The 19,540-nt window shown below is 69.2% G+C and carries 14 protein-coding genes and 1 pseudogene; 4 read left to right on the top strand and 11 right to left on the bottom strand.

The annotated features are described in order from the left end of the window. Window positions 1-204 precede the first annotated feature (204 nt). Window positions 205-2,148 (top strand): DUF1214 domain-containing protein, encoded by a 1,944-nt coding sequence (locus MVA01S_RS20950; RefSeq protein WP_237024359.1) that lies wholly within the window; start codon window positions 205-207, stop codon window positions 2,146-2,148. Between the two features lie 4 nt (window positions 2,149-2,152). Here MVA01S_RS20950 and MVA01S_RS20955 read toward each other — a convergent pair whose 3' ends face one another. After that, a complete protein-coding gene (locus tag MVA01S_RS20955) occupies window positions 2,153-3,088 on the bottom strand; it encodes a DUF808 domain-containing protein (protein WP_003928882.1) in 936 nt (311 codons plus the stop codon). A 219-nt stretch (window positions 3,089-3,307) separates the two neighbouring features. Here MVA01S_RS20955 and MVA01S_RS20960 point away from each other — a divergent pair, with 219 nt between their 5' ends. Continuing rightward, window positions 3,308-4,420 (top strand): ICP22 family protein, encoded by a 1,113-nt coding sequence (locus tag MVA01S_RS20960; protein ID WP_003928883.1) that lies wholly within the window; start codon window positions 3,308-3,310, stop codon window positions 4,418-4,420. A 42-nt stretch (window positions 4,421-4,462) separates the two neighbouring features. Beyond that, complete coding sequence (locus MVA01S_RS20965) at window positions 4,463-5,173, top strand: HAD family hydrolase (RefSeq protein WP_003928884.1); 711 nt, start codon at window positions 4,463-4,465, stop codon at window positions 5,171-5,173. Here the strand turns inward: MVA01S_RS20965 and MVA01S_RS20970 are convergent. From MVA01S_RS20970 to MVA01S_RS21000, 7 genes are all read right to left on the bottom strand, one after another. After that, window positions 5,163-7,988 (bottom strand): MMPL/RND family transporter, encoded by a 2,826-nt coding sequence (locus MVA01S_RS20970; protein WP_003928885.1) that lies wholly within the window; start codon window positions 7,986-7,988, stop codon window positions 5,163-5,165. The two genes, MVA01S_RS20965 and MVA01S_RS20970, sit on opposite strands and share 11 nt — an antisense overlap. Before the next feature lie 147 nt (window positions 7,989-8,135). Then, window positions 8,136-9,665 carry a fatty-acid--CoA ligase FadD4 gene (gene fadD4, locus MVA01S_RS20975; RefSeq protein ID WP_003928886.1) on the bottom strand — a complete coding sequence of 510 codons (1,530 nt, stop codon included), beginning with the start codon at window positions 9,663-9,665 and terminating at the stop codon, window positions 8,136-8,138. Between the two features lie 2 nt (window positions 9,666-9,667). Further along, on the bottom strand, window positions 9,668-10,693 hold the full coding sequence (locus MVA01S_RS20980; protein ID WP_003928887.1) for a spirocyclase AveC family protein: 1,026 nt from the start codon (window positions 10,691-10,693) through the stop codon (window positions 9,668-9,670). After that, window positions 10,690-11,694, bottom strand: coding sequence for an LLM class flavin-dependent oxidoreductase (locus tag MVA01S_RS20985; protein ID WP_040540117.1), 1,005 nt, complete (start codon window positions 11,692-11,694; stop codon window positions 10,690-10,692). The genes MVA01S_RS20980 and MVA01S_RS20985 overlap by 4 nt, the downstream gene beginning before the upstream one ends. A 5-nt stretch (window positions 11,695-11,699) precedes the next feature. Then, complete coding sequence (locus tag MVA01S_RS20990; RefSeq protein ID WP_003928889.1) at window positions 11,700-12,551, bottom strand: mycofactocin-coupled SDR family oxidoreductase; 852 nt, start codon at window positions 12,549-12,551, stop codon at window positions 11,700-11,702. Window positions 12,552-12,562: 11 nt separating this feature from the next. Continuing rightward, complete coding sequence (locus MVA01S_RS20995) at window positions 12,563-14,116, bottom strand: class I adenylate-forming enzyme family protein (RefSeq protein WP_237024358.1); 1,554 nt, start codon at window positions 14,114-14,116, stop codon at window positions 12,563-12,565. Then, a complete protein-coding gene (locus MVA01S_RS21000; RefSeq protein ID WP_003928891.1) occupies window positions 14,095-15,240 on the bottom strand; it encodes a thiolase family protein in 1,146 nt (381 codons plus the stop codon). The genes MVA01S_RS20995 and MVA01S_RS21000 overlap by 22 nt, the downstream gene beginning before the upstream one ends. 48 nt (window positions 15,241-15,288) lie before the next feature. Here MVA01S_RS21000 and MVA01S_RS21005 point away from each other — a divergent pair, with 48 nt between their 5' ends. Next, window positions 15,289-15,732 carry a Zn-ribbon domain-containing OB-fold protein gene (locus MVA01S_RS21005; protein WP_040540120.1) on the top strand — a complete coding sequence of 148 codons (444 nt, stop codon included), beginning with the start codon at window positions 15,289-15,291 and terminating at the stop codon, window positions 15,730-15,732. On the opposite strand, the gene MVA01S_RS21010 is transcribed toward MVA01S_RS21005, so the two are convergent. From MVA01S_RS21010 to MVA01S_RS21020, 3 genes and pseudogenes are all read right to left on the bottom strand, one after another. Further along, window positions 15,725-17,890, bottom strand: a complete 2,166-nt coding sequence (locus MVA01S_RS21010; protein ID WP_003928893.1) for an acyl-CoA dehydrogenase family protein — start codon at window positions 17,888-17,890, stop codon at window positions 15,725-15,727. The genes MVA01S_RS21005 and MVA01S_RS21010 overlap by 8 nt on opposite strands. Beyond that, window positions 17,854-19,317 (bottom strand): phosphotransferase family protein, encoded by a 1,464-nt coding sequence (locus MVA01S_RS21015; RefSeq protein WP_003928894.1) that lies wholly within the window; start codon window positions 19,315-19,317, stop codon window positions 17,854-17,856. The genes MVA01S_RS21010 and MVA01S_RS21015 overlap by 37 nt, the downstream gene beginning before the upstream one ends. Continuing rightward, window positions 19,314-19,540 (bottom strand): annotated as a pseudogene (locus tag MVA01S_RS21020) (enoyl-CoA hydratase/isomerase family protein); the annotation flags it as partial. The pseudogene MVA01S_RS21020 and the gene MVA01S_RS21015, both read right to left, overlap by 4 nt.

Below are 19,540 nucleotides of genomic sequence, written 5' to 3' on the forward strand. Positions count from 1 at the left end.
CTCTGCTTCTGATTGCTGGAACCAGCAGGTCAGGGCAATAATTTCGGTTGGCAGGAATTGGACGCGCCGCTGGCAGAAACCCGTCGCCGAGATTGCACCCATGGCGCGAAATGCCGCGAAAAGCGCTCACGGAATGCGATTTCGGCAGGATGACCGGGGCGGCGGCGCTACCGTACGGGCACGGTCCCACGAAAGGACGCGCTCGTGACAGCAACGGAGCGGTCGGCAGAAGCGGTGTCCACCACGTTGTCGCGCCACGGGCCGGTCATCGGCCGGGCCGGTTCGCTAGCAGTCGCACTGGGCATCGGGTTGGCGATCGCGAACGGCGCCGCCGTCGCCGCGGCGGACGACGGCACCGCAGGCGCGGAATCGCCGTCCAGTGCAGCGGCGGAGAGTGATCCGGGGCCGAACGATCGCGGCGACACCAAAGGCGGCGACACCAAAGGCGGCGACACCGACGATCAGGACGACGCGGCCGAGCAGCCGCCCCGGGACGCCGACCCCGACCCAGAAGCCGATGCCGATGCCGACATCGACGACGCAGACACGAATGAGGGCGACGAGCCCGTACGTCGCGCGGCCCGCACCACCGTCACCGTCACATCCCCCGAGCCTGAATCCGAAAGCGACGCCGGAACCGGAACGGGCGAGGCGGACGTCACCGACGAACCCCGCAGTCCCGACTCCGCAGCGGCGTGGACACTCGCCGGATCTGCCCGCCCCGAGCCGACCCCCGACCCGGCCCCGGCATCGCCGCACGTCCCCGCCACCAGTCCGCTGGCCACCGCGCAGCAACTCGAAGCGGAACGGATCGCCGCCGAGACCGTGCAGACCTGGCCGGTGCGGCTGATGAAGTTCGTCCTGGGCGCCGGGTGGCTGGCCACCGCGCAGCGCGAGTACGGCGGCATCGGGGGGCCCGACCGGGAGAACCTCGCCCAACTCGGCCGCTCTGTCGATGAGTACGCGATGGGTGCGGCGTTCCAGCAGCAACTGCTCAACCCGATGAGGCCGACCGTCGTCGCCCAGGTCGCACCACCGCACACGTGGTTCGGCCAGGACGTGCAGGGATCGCGCATCCTCTACGACAACCCCGACACGGTGTACCGCTTCACCGGGGTGAACATGACCTCCACCTACGTGATCAGGGGACAGTTCACCGGCGCACCTCCGGCGGACACCAACTTCAGCGTGCTGACCGGCCTGTCCGGCATCACCGCGGACAATCTCAGCGGCCGCCAGCTCGACGTCGCACCCGACGGCTCGTTCACCATCACCGTCAGCGGCTCCCCCGCGGCGCCCGGGCAGCGCAACCACCTGCGCCTGACCGCGGACACCACGCTGATCGCGGTGCGGAACACGTTGTCGGACTGGACGACCCAGCCGCCGATGAGCCTGACCATCGAACGCCTGTCAGGCCCGCGCGACAGCCTGTTCAGTCAGTTGGGGGGTTTCGCGATCCCCGGGCTCGGGCCGATGGTGACCAGGAGCCCGCTGCTGACGGCGCTGGTCTCGTTGATCCCGCCCATGAAGGAGCCACCGCGGATCCTGCGCGGGGCGTTCACCGCGGTGATCATGGCGCTCGGGCTGGGCATGGAGTCGAAGTACATCAAGGTCGCCACCACCGACCCGGAGACCGGCGAACGGCTGGCGCCCAACGTGCTCAAGAACCCGTCCCGCAATGCCGAGTTCCTGGCCACCCAACTCCAGAGCGCCGGCTACTTCCACCTCGGCGACGACGAGGCGCTGGTCGCCACGGTCACCCCGGGCAACGCGCGCTACTTCACCGTCCCGGTCACCAATCTGTGGACGATCACCGACGACTACCGCGACGACCAGACGAGCCTGAACAACGCGCAGGCGCTCCAGAACCCGGACGGCTCCTACACGTTCGTGATCGCGCCGACCGACCCCGGGGTGCACAACTGGGTGTCCACCGGCGGCCTGAACAAGGGCACGCTGTCGTTGCGATTCCAGGACCTGGACCTGGCCTCGTCAGTGACCCCCACGGTGACCGCTCGCCTCGTGCGGCTTCCGGACCTCGCGGCGGTACTGCCACCGACCACGACACACGTCACCGCCGCGCAACGTCAGGCCATGCTCGCAATCCGGCGGGCCGCTTTCGACAGCCGATTCGCCGCCGGCGACTGAACCGTCAGTGCTCGGCCTTGCGCCGGAACGGCAACACGTGCACGACGGCCACGACCAACGCACCGACCACAAGGCCGATCACCGCCGAGGCGCCGGTGTTGACCAGCCAGGCCAGCACCCCGCCGACACCGCCGACGTGGTGCACGTACTCCTCGGCGTGATGGACCACCCCGTAGGGCGCGTGCCAGCCCAGTTCGTCGGTACCCACCAGCAGGATGTGCCCGCCCACCCACAGCATCGCCACCGTGCCGATCACCGACAGCGCCGACAGCAGCTTGGGCATTCCGGCGACCAGGCCACGGCCGACCTTCTGCGCGATCGCCGACGAACGTCCCGTCAGGCTCAGGCCCACATCGTCCATCTTCACGATCCCGGCGACGACGCCGTACACCGCGACGGTGATCACCACGGCCACCACCAGCAGGATGAGCAGTCGCGGCACGAACGGCTGGTCGGCCACCTCGTTGAGCGCGATGACCATGATCTCGGCCGACAGGATGAAGTCGGTGCGGATCGCGCCGGTGACCATGAACTTCTCGGCGTCGGCCCCCGAGGCGGCAGCGGGCGCACCGTGCGTGTCGTGGCCGCGGATCATGCCCCAGACCTTCTCGGCGCCCTCGAAACACAGGTAGGTGGCGCCCAGCATCAGGATGGGTGTCAACATCCACGGCACGAACTGGCTGAGCAGCAGCGCAGCGGGCAGGATGAAGACGATCTTGTTGCGCAGCGATCCCAACGCGATGCGTTTGATGATCGGCAGTTCGCGCTCGGCGGCGATGCCGTGCACGTACTGCGGGGTGACCGCGGTGTCGTCGATGACCACGCCTGCGGCCTTGGCCGTGGCGCGCCCGGCGGCCGCGCCGATGTCGTCGACCGAAGCCGCGGCCAGCCTTGCCAACGCGGCCACGTCGTCGAGCAGCGCGAACAAGCCCCCGCTCACCTGATCCCCCTGATCGCCTCGGCAGTCATTGGCGAAGATTACCCAACCGGCGCCGACCTAGCCCGCCGCGCCGGTTGTTGTGACGACACGCCGGGCCGACTGTGACGACATGCCGTCAACACTTACGTGGTGACCTGCGGTGAGTTAGTTTTAGGGACCGATCGCCAGTGACAGCTGCCCGGCCGCGGCTCCCCGGCGATCGACAGCTGGGGGTGCGCGATGGCGAGTTCGATTCGCCCGTGGGTGACGACCGGGGTCGCCGTCGTCGGCGTGGGCTTGATCGCTCTCGTCCCCGTCGACCCGGGACCCGCGGCCGGCGACGTCCGGATCGCCAATTCCGCGGTCGATGTCACCACCGCGCCCAACCCGCTGGAGTACTACCCCCAGATGCTGATGCGTTCGCTGGACAACGCCGGTGACCGCTTCGGCGAGTACCTGGCCGCGCCCTTCCCGATCGTCACGGCGGTCGCGGACAACCAGCGGGCGGCGTTCGCCGATGTCGTCGCCGCGGTCCGCAGCGGTGACCCGGCCGCGATCGCCGGTGCGGTGGCCCGATCCGTCACCGTTCCCGTGGTCAACCTGGTCCGGGTCGCCGGATCCGGCGAGCCGTTCCGCACCGCCGCCAGTCTGATCGTCCGGCTTGCGCTGCCGGTCAGCGGCGGCGTTCTCGCCACCAGTTCCGCGGTGCTCGACGTCGTCGAAGCGCTGCTCAGACTCGACCCTGTCGGCGCATTCTCCGCCCTGACCAATATCCCGGCGCGGCTCGTCGACGGTTTCCTCAACGGGCGCATCGACGGTATCGGCGATACCCGGGTCGGCCTGCTGAGCCCGCAGGCCACCACGCCTGTCGCCGGCGAGCTCACCGGCCCGGTCGCCCATCTGGTCGACTCGCTGCAGCGGATCGGTGACACCATCTCCGCACCGACCGGCGCCGGCGCGGAGGCCACCGACATCCCGAACATGGGCGCCCCGTCGGTGCGGCTGCCCGACGTACCCGCCGCCACCGCGAAGCCGACCACCGCACCGTCCCCGCCCGTGTCCGCGCCGGACGACGACCCGGCTCCCGCCGGCGGGAACACTCCCGACGAGGAACCGGACGGGTCCCCATCTGATTCCGGGAACTCCGGGGACTTCGGGGACTTCGGGGACTTTGGGGACTTTGGCGACGTCGAGGACGCCGGTGACCCCGCCGATCCGGTGGCGCCGGCCTCGGTCCCCGACGGCGGGGAGACCGCGGAATCCGTGTCCCCGTCCGACAGTGCCGAGACCGGGACCGGGGTCGCGGCCGACGAGCCGACCTCCGCGAAACCGGCGGACGACGGCGCCGAGTAGCCCGGAGTTTGAGCCGGGACACTCGGGGTAATGCCTCGACCCATGAGTGACCGTGCCCGAACCGGTAGCGAAACAGCCCCGCCCGCCGTCCTTTTCGACATCGACGGAACGCTGGTGGATTCGGTCTATCTGCATGTGAGCGCCTGGTTGCGGGCGTTCGACGCCGAGGACATCCCCGTCGAGGGCTGGCGCATCCACCGGTGCATCGGCATGGACGGCACCACGTTGATGCGGACTCTGGCCGGCGAGGTGAGCCAGGACGTGCTGGACAGCCTCAAGGCTCGCCACAGCGAGTTCTACCGGGAGACGGCCGGCCTGCTCACTCCGCTGCCGGGTGCCCGCGACCTCCTGCGCCGGGTCGCGGAGCTGGGGTTGCAGGTCGTGTTGGCCACCTCGGCACCCGAGGACGAATTGCGCCTGCTGCGTGAGGTTCTCGACTGTGACGAGGTGGTGGCGGCGGTGACGTCGTCCGAAGACGTGGACACCGCCAAACCGAAGCCCGACATCGTGCAGGTCGCGCTGCAGCGGGCCGGTGTCAATGCCGACGACGCCGTGTTCCTCGGCGACGCGGTGTGGGACTGCGAAGCCGCCCGACGTGCCGGCGTGCGGTCCCTCGCGGTGTTGAGCGGCGGCGTGTCCCGCGGCGAACTTCGCGAGGCAGGCGCGAAGGACGTCTTCGAGAACCCCGAGGAGTTGCTCGCCAAACTCGAGTCGACCGTGATCGGCGAGCTCGCGCGCCGCGTCAGCTCCTGATCCGGGCCAACCGGCGCTGCGAGGCATGACTGCGCACCCGCTGCGGCCACCAGAACCACCGCCCGAGCAGCGCCGCCACGGCCGGCGTCATGAACGACCGCACGATCAGCGTGTCGAACAGCAGACCGAGCGCGATGGTCGTACCCACCTGCGCCATCACCAGCAGGTCACTGAAGGCGAACGACGCCATCGTGAACGCGAACACCAGACCGGCCGACGTCACCACCGACCCGGTGGCTGCCATGGCGCGGATGATCCCGGTCTTCAACCCGCCGGCCAGTTCCTCCTTGAACCGCGACACGAGCAGCAGGTTGTAGTCCGACCCGACCGCCAGCAGCAGGATCACCGACATCGGGAGCACCATCCAGTGCAGTTCGAGGCCGAGGATGTGCTGCCACACCAGTACCGACAGCCCGAACGACGCCCCCAGTGACACCAGCACGGTGCCGACGATCGTCGCCGCCGCGACGATGCTGCGGGTGATGATCAGCATGATGGCGAAAATCAAAGTGACAGCGGCGATCCCGGCGATCATCAGGTCGTAGAAGGCACCGTCGCGCATGTCCTTGTAGGTGGCGGCGGTGCCGGCCAGGTAGACCATCGACCCTTCCAGCGGGGTGCCCTTGATCGCTTCCTTGGCCGCGGTCTTGATCGGCACCACGCGCGAGATGCCCTCGATCGTGGCCGGGTCACCCTCGTGACTGATGATGAAGCGCACCGACTTGCCGTCCGGGGACAGGAAGTTCTCCATGCCGCGCTTGAAGTCGGCGTTGTCGAACGCCTCCGGCGGCAGATAGAACGTGTCGTCGTTCATCGAGTCGTCGAACGCGTCGCCCATCGCGTTCGCGTCGTCCTGCTGCGCGGCCGTCTGGTCCTGCATGCCCTTCTGGCTCTGACGCATCGTCAGCATCATCGCCTGCATGGTCTTCATCGTCTCGATCTGACTCGGCAGCAACGCGACCAATTGCGGCAACAGCGAATCGAGCCGCTCGAGCTCGGGTACCAGCTCCTGGATGTCGTCGGTCAGCGGGTTGATGCCGTCGAGGGTGTCGAACACCGAACGCAGCGCCCAGCAGACCGGGATGTCATAGCAGTGCGGCTCCCAGTAGAAGTAGTTGCGGACCGGCCGGAAGAAATCGTCGAAATCGGCGAGGTTGTCCCGGATCTCGGCGATGTCGATCGCGGTCGCCTTCGTCTTCTGCACCAACTGATGGGTGGTCTCCGACATCTGCTGCATCAGCGCCGACATCTTCGTCATCGTGTCGATGGTCGTCTGCAGTTCGTCGGCCTGCACCAGCATGTCGGCCATCCGGTCCTGCATGTACTTCTCGTTGAGCCGCTGCGTGGTGCCCTGCATGCTCATCTGGAACGGGATAGTGGTGTGCTTGATCGGCTTGCCGTCAGGGCGGGTCATCGTCTGCACCCGCGAGACACCGGGCACCCGGAAGATCGCCTTGGCGATCTTGTCGATGACGAGGAAGTCCGCCGGGTTGCGCAGATCGTGGTCGCTTTCGACCATCAGCAGTTCCGGGTTCATCCGCGCGGAGCCGAAATGCCGGTCGGCGACGGCGTATCCGACGTTGGCCGGGACGTCCTCGGGGAGGTAGTCCCTGGCGTCGTAGTTCGTCTTGTAGCCCGGCAGGGCGACCAGACCGATGAGCGCCAACGCCAGCGTCGCGGCCAGCACCGGTCCGGGCCAGCGCACCACCGAGGTGCCGATGCGACGCCAGCCGCGGGAACTGATGGCCCGCTTGGGTTCGAACAGTCCGAAGCGGCTGCCGATCGCGATGACCGCCGGGCCGAGGGTCAGCGCCGCCAGCACCGCGACCAGCGTGCCCACCGCGCACGGCACACCCATCGTCTGGAAGTACGGGAGCCTGGTGAAGCTCAGGCACAGCATCGCGCCGGCGATCGTCAGCCCCGAGCCCAGCACGACATGCGCCGTGCCGCCGAACATCGTGTAGTACGCCGTCTCCGGCTCGTCTCCCGCGCCCCGGGCTTCCTGATAGCGGCCGACGGTGAAGATCGCATAATCGGTTCCGGCGGCGATCACCATCAGGGTCAGCAGGTTCACCGCGAACGTCGACAGGCCGATGAACTCGAAGTGCGCCAGCGCGGCCACCACACCGCGGGCGGCGCCGAGTTCGATGAACACCATCAGCAGGATCAGCACCACGGTGGCGATCGAGCGGTAGACCAGCAGCAGCATCGCGGCGATCACGCCGATGGTGATCAGTGTGACGCGGAAGATGCTCTTGTCCCCCGCGCTGTGCTGGTCGGCGACCAGCGGCGCTCCGCCGGTCACGAACGCCTTCAATCCCTGCGGCGCGGGCGTCGAGTCCACGATTTCCCGCACCGCCGCGACGGATTCGTTGGCCCGCGGCTCGCCCTGGTTGCCCTGCAGGTACACCTGCACATAGGCGGCTTTGCCGTCGGTGCTCTGTGCGCCGGAGGCGGTGAGCGGATCGCCCCAGAAGTCGGCGACGTGCTGGACGTGCTCGGTGTCGGCTTCGAGCGCGCGGATCAGTTCGTCGTAGTAGCGGTGCGCAGCGCCGCCGAGCGGCTGCTCACCTTCCAGCACGATCATCGCGCTGCTGTCGGAGTCGAACTCGTCGAAGTCGGCTCCGATCCGCTTCATCGACACCATCGACGGCGCGTCGTGGGCGCTCAGCCCCACGGTGTGGGCTTCCCCGACCTCTTCCAGCGACGGCACCGCGACACTGCTGAGGACCGTCAGCAGCACCCAGCCGAGCACGACCGGGACCGCGAGCAGACGGATGATCCTGGCGATCCGGGACCGCCCGGCAGCTGCCATTCCCTCGCCCCCGATCAGGCCGCCGACATGCCCACCCCGATGCCGCGTGCGTGACACATCGCGTACCGCGTGTCATACATCTAGTCCGTCAAAGCATCGGCTGTCAATCGACGCTTGACAGGGAATTCACAGGTTGACCTGCGGCTTTCAGTGCCGGCCGGCGGTGTGACGCCGCACCAGATCCCGCTTGTCGAGCTTGCCGACCGCGGTGCGCGGCAGTTCGGCGGTGAACGACAGCGATCGGGGGCATTTGTAGTGGGCCAGCCGCGCGCGCAGCCAGTCGATCAGTTCGGCGGCGACGGCGTCGGTGGCGTCGGCCGGATCGACCGTCTGCACCACGGCAGTCACCGACTGCCCCATGGCGTCATCGGGAATGCCGAACACCGCCGCGTCCAGGACACGCGGATGGCTGATCAACAGATCCTCGGCCTCCTGCGGGTAGATGTTGACGCCGCCGGAGATGATCATGTGGTGTCTGCGGTCGGTCAGGTACAGGTAACCGTCGTCATCGAGGTATCCGATGTCCCCGACGCTGACCCATCCGCGGTCGTTGTGCGCCGCCGCGGTCTTGGCCTCGTCGTTGAGGTACGAGAACGTGCCCGCGCCTTCGAAGTAGACGTCGCCGGGGATTCCGGGCGGCTGTTCGCGACCGTCGTCGCCGACGATGTGCGCGACTCCGACCAGCGGACGGCCCACCGAGCCGGGGTGGGTCAGCCATTCCTCGGCGCGGATGAACGACACGCCGACACCCTCGGAGGAGCCGTAGAACTCGTCGACGATCGGGCCCCACCACTGGATCATCTGCCGCTTGATCTCACGCGGACACGGCGCCGCGGCGTGCACCACCCGACGCAGCGTGGACACGTCGTAGCCTGCGCGGGAGGCGTTGGGCAGCTTCAGCATCCGCACGAACATGGTCGGTACGAACTGCCCGTGGGTGACACCGTGGGTCTGGATCGCCGCCAGCGCACCCTCGGGAGTGAACCTGTCCATCAGCACCACGGTGGCGCCCAGCGCCTGCGCCGACATCGACCAGAACGACGGAGCGGTGTGATACAACGGCGCCGGGGTCAGATACACGGACTGCTCGTCGAGGCCGATGGCGCCGAGCAGCGGCGCAAGCATCACTTTCGCCTCGCTCGGCGAGCAGTGCGGCAGGGGCCGGCGAATTCCCTTGGGCTTGCCTGTGGTTCCCGACGAGTACTGCAGTAGGTCGCCCTCCTGCTCGTCGGGCAGCGGGGTGTCGGGGCAGCCGGCCACACACTCCGGGTAGCGCGCCCACCCGTCGAGGTCGGCGTCGGCGATCAGCCGTAGCCGGGGCAGTCCGCCCGGTAGGTGCGACCCCAACGCGGCGCAGAGCCCCTGCAGCACAGCCGAACCGACGACGGCCTTGGCGCCGCAGTCGTCGACGATGTAGGCGGCCTCCTCCGGCGTCACGTGGGTGTTGATCGTCGCGTAGTAGAGCCCGGCTCGCCGCGCGCCCCACAGGATCGCGAGCAGATGTTCGTTGTTCTCCATCAGCACCGCGACCACGTCCCCTTCGCACAGACCCGCGGCGCGGAAGTGGTGGGCGATGCGGTTCGCCCGGGATTCGAGCTCGCCGAATGTGATTCGGTCTCCGGACGGGTGCATGATCAGCGCCGGCCGCTCCGTGCCGGCCCACTGACGGATCTGCACGGTCAGGCCGGCGGCGGGCAGGGCGGATTGGGGTCGATCCCGCACATCCCGTGGTGCACGTAGCTGGGCACGTCCTCGGCCGGCTGGACGTCGGCGTGCTGGTTGACGAAGTTGAAGCCCAGCATGAACACCATCATGATCAGGTTGAACACCGCGGTCAGCGCCAGGATGCGCACCACCGGCAGCCACCGGGTGTGGCGGATCTGCTCGATCCCCTTGTCGGTGATCATCATTCCGTTGTTGTCCCGGAAGCAGTAGATGCCGATGGACAGCACGGTGACCACGCCGCCGAAGAAAATCCCTTCGTAGAGCGGGAATTGGTGCATGGTGCCACCGAAGATCGCCCAGTCCCCGTTGACCCGCAGGTAGTGCCACGCGCCGATCCGGTGGAAGAACTGTTCGAGCACGATGCACAGCACGGAGAACAGCGCGATCATGAACACGATGACGCCGGCCTTGTTGATCCGCGGGAACCTCTTGCGGACCGTCTCGATCAGCTTGTCGATGCCCATGATCGCCAGCGGGGTGAGCACGATGTAGCTGGCCAGGAAGTAGATGATCGGCTGCGGGTTCTCGGGGCCCTTCTCCACCCAGCCGGGGATGAACTCCCCCCAGGTACCCATGTTGAAGAAGCCGCCGTTGTACCCGAACACCGGCCGCACGGCGTTGACGCCGACGTCCTGCCAGGCGGCCAGCAGCCAGGCGAAGACGAACACGCCCAGCGTGGGGAACTGCCGCTCACGGCGCATCTTGGCGATGATGAACCAGAACAGGCCGACTCCCAGGACCAGGCAGCCGATCTCCCAGAACCGGATCCAGGCCATCGTGGAGCCGGGGATCTCGTCGGGCCCGTTCGGCGACGGCGTGAAGGCGTCGGAGAAGATCCAGCGCAGGTACACGTAGGCCTGGAACACCACGAACACCGCGCCGAGGCGGGCCAGCCAGATGATCGGCGGCGAGTCCTTGGCGCCGGTCCAGAGCCGGTCGAAGTTCTCCGATTCCGGTCTGGTGGTCTGATCTGCGGTCACAGCACAGCTCCAATCTGTCCGAACAGTCCGGCGATCTGCCCGCCGTAGAAGCCGCGGCGTCGCGGGCTCACCAGAAATCCTGGCGGGGACGCGAATCCGAGGTCGGGTAGACGCCTGCGCGCCGACAGCATCTCGCGGGCCTGCGCGGTGTCCCCGCAGACGGCCATCGCATACAGCATCTCGTCGCTGACGTGGTCGCCGAGGTCACGCAGGTGGCCGGCACCGAAGTCGGTGCGGATCGCGGCGACCTCGTCCTGCCAGCCGTGCAGTTCGACCAGCGCGTCGTAGGTCCGCACGGTCAGGTAGAACGCGATCTGGCGTTTGGCGTCCTGGATTGCGCGGGCAGGGTTCTCGTCGTCGACGGCGGTGATGACCCACCCCCAGCGGAGCAGCCCGGCGGGGTCGCGGCCGGTTCGCTGCGCCCCGAGGATCAGCTGCGGGTCCACCACCTCGTCCCACCAGCGGTCGGTGAACAGGCCGTGGCCCAGTATCCCGTCGGCGACGCTGCCCGCGGCCCGGATCATGTGCTTGTTGAACGCCCCCAACAGGATCGGGACGTCGATGGGCCCCAGCACCGGTGCCCTGACATGTGCGTCGATCGAGTAGAACTCGCCGTCGAAGCTGACCTTCTCGTCGTTCTCGGCGGCGAGAAAAGCCCGGATGCACGCGACGAGTTCGGTCATGCGCCGCGCCGGGTGGGTCGAGTCGACACCGAACCAGTCGCGGTTCATCCGCGCGGTGCCGGCCCCCAGTCCGAGGAAGACGCGGCCCGGCGCGATCTTGTCGAGGTGCCGCGCCGCGGCGGCGTGGACAAACGGGGACCTGGCGAACGCGTAGGCGATCCCGGGGCCGATCCGGGCCCGCGCCGTACCGTGCGCCATCTCCGCGGCGCTCACGTAGGCGCTGGCGTCGGCGAACTCCCCGGCGCAGAACGCCGCCGCGCCGGCCTCCTCGCACCGCTGCGCGAGTTGCGTTCCCGGCCAGGGCATTCCCCATCTCATCGGGTTCAGAACTTCAGGCTCGCACCGGCATCCACCTTGAGCTGTACCCCGGTGACGTAACGGGATTCGTCGGAGGCCAGGTAGGTGACGGCATGCGAGATGTCCTCCGGTTCGACGTACGGGATCGGCATGCCCTGCATCATGGGGAACGTCAGCAGCGCATCGTCGAGGCCGGGGTGTTCCAGGTCCGGCCGGAACATCTTGTACATCGACTCGTGGTGCAGCATCGGGGTGTTGACGTTGGTGGGGTGCACCACGTTGGCGCGGATGGACAGCGGGGCCAGTTGCCCCGCGAGCGCCATGGTGTAGCGGTCGATGAACTGTTTGGCGAGGTTGTATCCGGCGCCGCCGGCTCCCTGGGGTCCCATCGCCGAACCGGCACCGGCCTTTTCGGCCAGCAGGCCCGCCACCGATCCGACCGTCACGACGGACGCCCCGGCCGTGAGGTACTGCAGCGCGCTGTGGACGGTGTTGACCACACCGACGAAGTCGACGTCGAACGCGTCGGCGAACGCCCCGATCGGCTGGTCGCCCAGCGGGCAGATCCCGGCGTTGGCGACGACGACGTCGAGCTTGCCCAGTTCGGCGACCGCCGCGGCCAGGGCGGTCTCCAGCGCCGCGCGGTCGCGGACGTCGACCGCCGCGGAAACCACCCGCCGGCCGGACTTCTCGACCTCCCGGCAGGCTTCCTCGAGATCCTGCTCGGTGGACAGCGGGTACACGTTGTGGTCGATGTCGTGGCAGATGTCGAACAGGATGATGTCGGCGCCCTCCTCGGCCAGCCGCACCGCGTGTCTGCGCCCCTGTCCGCGGGCACCGCCGGTGACGAGTACGACCTTTCCTTCAACCCTGCCCATGTCCGTGCCCTTCAGTCGGTGATCGATGACAGTCGCGCCCTGAGCAGGTGCTTCTGCACCTTGCCGCTGGGTGTTCGTGGGAGTTGCGGTACGACGACGATGCGCTCGGGGGTCTTCTGGCGCGCGAGCCCGCACTCGGCGAAATGCGCTGCGGCGTCGCCGACCCCGAACCGATGCCCGGAGTTGACCACCACGAACGCGCACACCCGTTCGCCGTAGACGTCGTCTGCGGCCCCGACCGCGGCCGCCTCGGCGACGGCCGGATGGCCGGCCAGGACGTCCTCGACCTCCTTCGACGAGATGTTCTCGCCGCCGCGGACGATGATGTCCTTCTTGCGGTCGGTGATGGTGAGGTAGCCGTCCGCGTCGAGACGTCCGACGTCGCCGGTGCGGAACCAGCCGTCGGCCATGCCGGCGCGGGTGTGCTCGGTGTCGGTGTATCCGCAGAACAGTTCGGGTCCGCGGGTGAGGATCTCACCGGCCCTGCCCGGCAGGACGTCGCGGCCCGCGTCGTCGACGATCCTGATCTCGGTTCCCGGGCAGATCCGGCCGTCGGTGTCCGCGCGTTTGTCCAGCGGATCCTCCGGCCGTCCCGAGCTGACGGTCGGGTGTTCGCTCGATCCGTAGCAGCGGTAGGCGCCGACACCGGACTGCGCTGCGCGGCGGATCAGCATTCCGGCGACCCCCGCTGCGCCGGTGGTGTATTCCCGGACGCTGGACAGGTCGAGCCGGTCGCGCTCGGCGATGTCCAGAATGCCGGCCAGATGGATCGGCGCGCCGCCGGAGGTGTTGACGGAGTGCCGCTGGATCAGCCGGGCCGCCGTCTCGGGGTTCCAGGTGTCCATCGCGACGGTCGTATTCGCCCGCGACAGCATCCGCAGGATACCGAGGGTGCCGGCGATGTGCCCGGGCGGGAACACCGAAAGTGTGATGCGGTCGTCTGCGGTGGAACGCATCTCGTCCATCGCAGTGATCTCGCCGAGCAGGCTCGCGTGGGTGTGCTGGACACCCTTGGGTTCCGCGGTGGTGCCTGAGGTGTACACCAGCAGGCACCGGTCCTGCGCGTCCGCCCCGGATACCGGCACGAAGCCGGTGACAGCACAGTCGGCCAGCTCCGCGTAGGAGATGGTGCCCGGCAACGGATCGCCGACGACGATGCGGTGGTCGAGGCCGGGCAGGTCGGTCAGCGCCGCCAGCGTGCTGGCGGCGTCCCGCGTGCGTGTGGCACGGGCGAGGATGAGAGCACGGGCCCCGGACCGGCGTGCGATGAAGCGGACCTCGGCGGGTCCGTAGATGGGCACGATCGGCAGGACCACCGCCCCGGCGAGCCAGACCGCGGCGTGCGCGGCGAAGCATTCACGCCAGTTCGGCAGCTGCACCGCGACGACGTCACCGGCCCGGACGCCCAGCGCGGTGAGTCCTGCTGCCAGCCGGCAGCTTTCGTCGAACAGCTCGCCCAGTGTGGTCTGCGCGGGATTGACGTCGCTGTGCACTTCGAGCACGGCGCCCGGGTTCCGGCGGGCTGCGGCCACGATCTCGTCGGTCAGCATGTCAGCAGCACGCATCCCGCGATCGGTCCGCCGCCGGCGGACACCACGGCGACCTCCGGCCGTTTCGGCAGCGCGGTGGGTCCCGCGCGCCCGCGCAACTGGGCCACGGCCTCGTACAGCACCCAGTACCCGTGCATCCGGCCGGCCGAGAGCTGGCCCCCGTAAGTGTTCAGCGGCAGCGCTCCGTCCGGCGCGATCCGCGTCCCGCCGTCGACGAAGGGACCGGCCTCACCCTCGGCGCAGAAACCGAGCGCCTCGAGCCAGGCCAGGGTCAGGTAGCTGAACCCGTCGTAGAGTTCGGCCAGGTCGACGTCCCCGGGTGCCAGCGTGGTCTTCGACCACATATCGGCGGCGGCGTCGGTGGCGGCCATGTTCGGGTAGTCCGGGCGTTCGTACCATCCGCCGGTGCCGGCCGCTCCTCCGGTGGCCTCGACGGTGACCGCCCCGAAGGGGCTGTCGGCCCGATGCTCCGGCGTCGACACCACGAACGCGATCGACCCGTCCACCGGCACGTCGCAGTCCAGGAGTCCGAACGGCGAGGAGATGGGCCTGGAGTTCAGGTAGTCGTCCATCGTGATCGGGTCGCGGTAGACCGCCAGCGGGTTCCGGCCTGCGTTGCGCCGGGCGTTGATCGCCACCCAGCCCAACTGCTCCTTGGTGGTGCCGTACACGTCCATGTGCCTGCGGCAGTGCATGGCCAGCCAGTTGGCTGCCGAATAGGCGTGGGCGGCAAGCAGATGGTCGAACGGCCCGGGCTCTTTGGCAGACTTTCGGGCACCCGGGCCGGCCTCCACCGTGCCTCCCATCATCTGCACGGTGCGGTAGACCAGCATGTGGCGGGCGCGGCCCCCGGCGACGGCCGCGCAGGCCTGTGCCACCGGTTCCAGCAGGCCGGCGGGTCCGAGCGGTTCACCGAACCGGCCCGGATCCGGAATGCCCAGGAGCGCAGCAGCTTCGGCGGCTGTGGTGTCACCGAGGGTGAGGACGCCGTCGATGTCGGCGGCGGTCAGTCCGGCGTCGGCGATGGCCGCCGCCGAGGCCTGCACGGTCAGGTCTGCCGCCGAGATCCCGGTGCGCCGGCCTACGTGGGAGATCCCAGCGCCCGAGATCACCGGAGCGGCCCCGCGTGGTACGGCCATCCATCCCTTTCACGGTCCGATAGAGTTTAATCAGTGTACTCTTTGACGGTGCCTGTCTCACCCGTTTCGGCGAAGCCCCCGAGGATCCTGCCCCCGGTCGACGACGCGTCCCGACCGTTCTGGACCGGGGGCGCCGACGGGCGGCTCCGCATCGCCCACTGCCGCGCCTGCGGGCGTTACATCCATCCGCCCCGGCCGGGGTGCCCGGACTGCGCGGGTGCGCTGGAGTTCGTCGCGGTCTCCGGTGACGCCACGCTGTTCACCTACACCGTCGCTCACCAGCAGTTCCATCCTGCCGTCCCAACACCTTTCGTGATCGCAGTAGTCCAGCTCGCCGAACAGCCGGGCCTGCGACTGGTCACCAACATCGTCGAATGCGACCCGGCGGCACTGGTTTCGGGCATGCCGCTGCGGGTCCGCTTCGAGCGGCACGACCAGGCAACCGGATCCGTCTTCGTCCCGGTCTTCGCCCCGGCCGATACCGTCACTTGATCAGCGGGTCCCGGGGTAACCCGAGGATCCGTTCGGCGATCTGATTGCGGGTGACCTCCGAGGTGCCCCCGGCGATCGTCATTCCGCGCGACCCCAGCACCAGCAGGCCGGCCACCTTCGCCGGCCGGGACAGCAGCGCGACGTCGGCCCCGAAGAGTTCGGCGGACAGTCCCGCCCGTGCGACCACGTGCTCGGCGATCAGCAGCTTGGTCACGTTGCCTTCCGGGCCCGGCTCGGCACCGGCGACGCTGCGGGCGGCGCGCCGCAGATTGAGCAACCGCAGCGCATGATCTTCGGCGAGGAAGCGCCCCGCCCGCTCGGCCGCACCGGCGACTCGGTCGCCGAAGCGCTGGGTCAGATCGATGATCGTGCCGGCAGCACCGTGCGCCCCGGCCGCTCCGCCGCCGATGCTCACCCGTTCGTTGCCGAGCGTCGCGCGCGCCACCGTCCAGCCGTCGTTCGGTTGCCCGACGACGTCGCGGTCGGGGACGAACACCTCGTTGAAGAACACCTCGTTGAACTCCGAGCCGCCGGTGATCTGCCGCAGCGGGCGCACCTCCACCCCGGGCGCGGACATGTCGATGATCACGGTGGTGATACCGGCGTGCTTGGCTGCCGACGGATCGGTGCGCACCGTCGCCAGGCCCAACTGGCAGTGCTGGGCGTTACTGGTCCACACCTTCTGTCCGGTGACGAGCCAGCCGCCGTCGGTGCGGATCGCCTTGGTGCTCACCGCCGCTGCGTCCGATCCGGCGCCGGGCTCGGAGAACAGCTGGCACCACACCTGGTCGTGTCGCAGTGCGGGGTTGACGAAGCGTTCGATCTGGTCCTGCGTGCCGTGCTGGATGAGCGTCAGGATCACCCACCCGGTGATGCCGTATTCGGGCCGCTGCACGCCGGCTCCGGCGAATTCCTGCTCGATGACCAACTGTTCCACCGCGTCGGCGGCACGGCCCCACGGCTTCGGCCAGTGGGCCATCACATAGCCCGTCTCGATCATCCGCCGCCGCAACTGCTTGTCGTCCAGTTCCGACCAGGACGCGAGTTCGGCGCGGAGGTCGGCACGCAGTTGTTCGGCCGCGGGCGGCAGATCGATCGAGTTCTCCCGGACCACGCCCTTGGCTGTCAGGGTGTACACGTCGGCGGGCGCATCCCGGCCACCGACCAGTCCGCGCATCGTCACCGACCGCCGCAGGTGCAGGTGCGCGTCGTGCTCCCAGGTGAACCCGATGCCGCCGTGCACCTGGATGTTGAGCTCTGCGTTGTGCACGTATGCCGGGAACGCCAGCGTCGCGGCGGCGGCGGCCATGAGCGTGAAGGCCTGCTCGCCGGATTCGGCCGCCCTGGCCGCATCCCAGACGGTGGCGGTGGCCTGCTCGGCGGCGACCAGCATGTTGGCCAGGTGGTGCTTGACCGCCTGGAACGTGCCGATGGTGCGGCCGAATTGCTCACGGACCTTCGCGTAGCCGACCGCGGCGTCGACGCAGTCGTGCGCGCCGCCGACAGCTTCGGCCGCGGCGATGGTGCGCGCCAGCGCGATGGCGGCTGCGGCGGCCCCCGGAAGCACGCAGCCGGAGGTCAGCGCGACGTCGGTCAGGGTGACCCGGCCGGAGCGCCGGGTGGGGTCGAGGTTGGCGGGTACGTCGACGGTGACACCGTCGGCGGTCGCGTCGACGACGACGACGTCCTCACCGACGGTCAGGATCAACAGGTCGGCCAGCCCGGCGCCGAACACGACCCCGGCCTCACCGGAGAACCGGTCGCCCTCGGCCGTGACGCCGGACGCGACACCGAACCCCGCGGTCACGGAGCCGTCGACCAGCGACGGCAACCAGCGGGTGCGCTGTTCGCCGTTGCCCGCCACCGAGATCACGGCCGAGCCGACCACCGTCGGGACGAACGGCCCCGGCGCGACGGCCCGGCCGAACTCCTCGGCCACCACCACCAGTTCGGGCAGGCCGGCGCCCGCGCCGCCGTACTCCTCGGGAATGTGCAGACCCAGCCAGCCCAGGCCGGCCAGCTCGGCCCAGAAGGCCGGTCTCGCCTCGGCCTCGGCATCCAGGAGCTCGCGGGCGGCGCTGCGGGCGTTGCGCGCCTGCAGGAAGGAACGGACGACGCCGGCTAGCTCACGGTGGTCTTCGGTGATGGCGATACCCATCGGTCTCGGTCTCCTTGCTCGACGGAAGGGGGTGGGACGGGATGCCTCAGCGGCGGCCATGTCCGCCGGGCCAGCGCGCCCGAGGCGGTGCGGGTCAGGTAGTCGTCGTGTTTGATCCCGCGCCACAGCTGGGTGACGTAGTCGCGGTCGGTGAGGTCGCCGCGGCCGGCCAGCTCGGCCAGGGCCGCGCGCCCTTGGGACACCGACCGCGGCGCCCAGCCCAGGACGGCGGTCAGCTCGGCGGTCTCCTGAGCATCGACCACCGCACCGATGCGGTCGACCTCGGCGAGGTACTTCACCAGTCGCGCAGCACCTTTGACGTAGCGCAAAGCCAGCGCATCGGTCGACCTGGCCGCGGCGCCGGACATGGCCGAGGCGGCGGCCTCGTACACCGAGGAGTGCTCCGAGGGGGCGTCGGCGTCCCCTTCGGGGGGAAGCTCGACGTCGACCTCGGGGATGCCGACGACATGTGCCAGCGCCTCCACCAGCAGGCGGCGGTGCAGCATGCCGTAGATCAGGCTGTTGCCCGCATCGGGTGACGCAGGCGGCACGGACGCGCGGGTGTCGATGCTGCCCGGGCTGATCGAGGCCAGCCGGGTCTCGGCGAACAGCCGGTAGTACCAGACCCGGTCGTCGTCGATCCGGTGACCGGACAGCTGCTCGTACTCGGCCAGCCGCGCCGGAAAGTCGGTGAAGGTGTCCTGCACCGTACGCAGCGACAGCCACGCGATGTCGTCCATCGGATCGCCGAAATGGGCCAGCTCCCAGTCGACGACGGCGGTCACCACCCCGCCGGAGTACATGAAGTTGCCGGGGCCGGTGTCCCCCTGCACCATCACGGTCGGCCCGTCGTAGTCGGGGACGTGCCGGTCCAGCCAGTCGATGCAGAACGCCAGCAGCGGTGCGGGTTTCCCGTACCTGCTCAGTCGTGCCCGCATCGCGGCGATCTCCGCGCGGACGTGCCCGGCGACCGGGCCCGCGGGGCCGAGGCTCGGGATCGTCAGGTGTTGCGCGTCGATCCGGTGCAGCGCAGCCAGTTTGCCGATGAAGTCGCGGGCGGTCCGCACCTGTTCGTCGGGATCCTGGATCAGCCGGAACCAGGTGTCGCCGCCGACCCGTTCCAGCAGCACGGCCTGCAGGGTGGGATGTGCCGCGATCACCTGGGGCACGGTCACGCCGTGGCGGTGCAGCTCGGCCATGATCTCGGCCTCGACCTGCAATGGGTGAAAAGCACTGCCGGGGTCGGCTTCCCTCGGGTCATAGCGCAGGAACAGGGCACGGGACCGCGCGCCGGTACCGGCGTCGACGAACCACGCCTGCCTGCTCGCGCCGCCGGGGACCTGTCTGACCTCGACCACGTCGGTCCCGGTCATCTCCGCGATCCACTGCCGCAGGTCGGCCGGGATCTCGGGACGGCGCGTGCTCATGAGCGCGCACCGACTTTGTTCGACGCGCTCGCCAGCCACGCCCGGACCGCGTCGCGGTGTTCCTGGGTGAGGGCGCTGCGCACCATCCGCGCGCTTTCGGGCAACAACGCCTCGGCGAGCGACAACCGCTGCGCGTCAAGGATGTTGGCTTTGGCACCGGCGAACGCGGCGGTGGGACCGGCGGCGATCTCGGCGGCCCAGCGCTGCGCCGCCGCGGGCAGGT

This window comes from Mycolicibacterium vaccae NBRC 14118 = CIP 105934, assembly GCF_001552715.1.
In the GTDB taxonomy this organism is placed as follows: domain Bacteria; phylum Actinomycetota; class Actinomycetes; order Mycobacteriales; family Mycobacteriaceae; genus Mycobacterium; species Mycobacterium vaccae.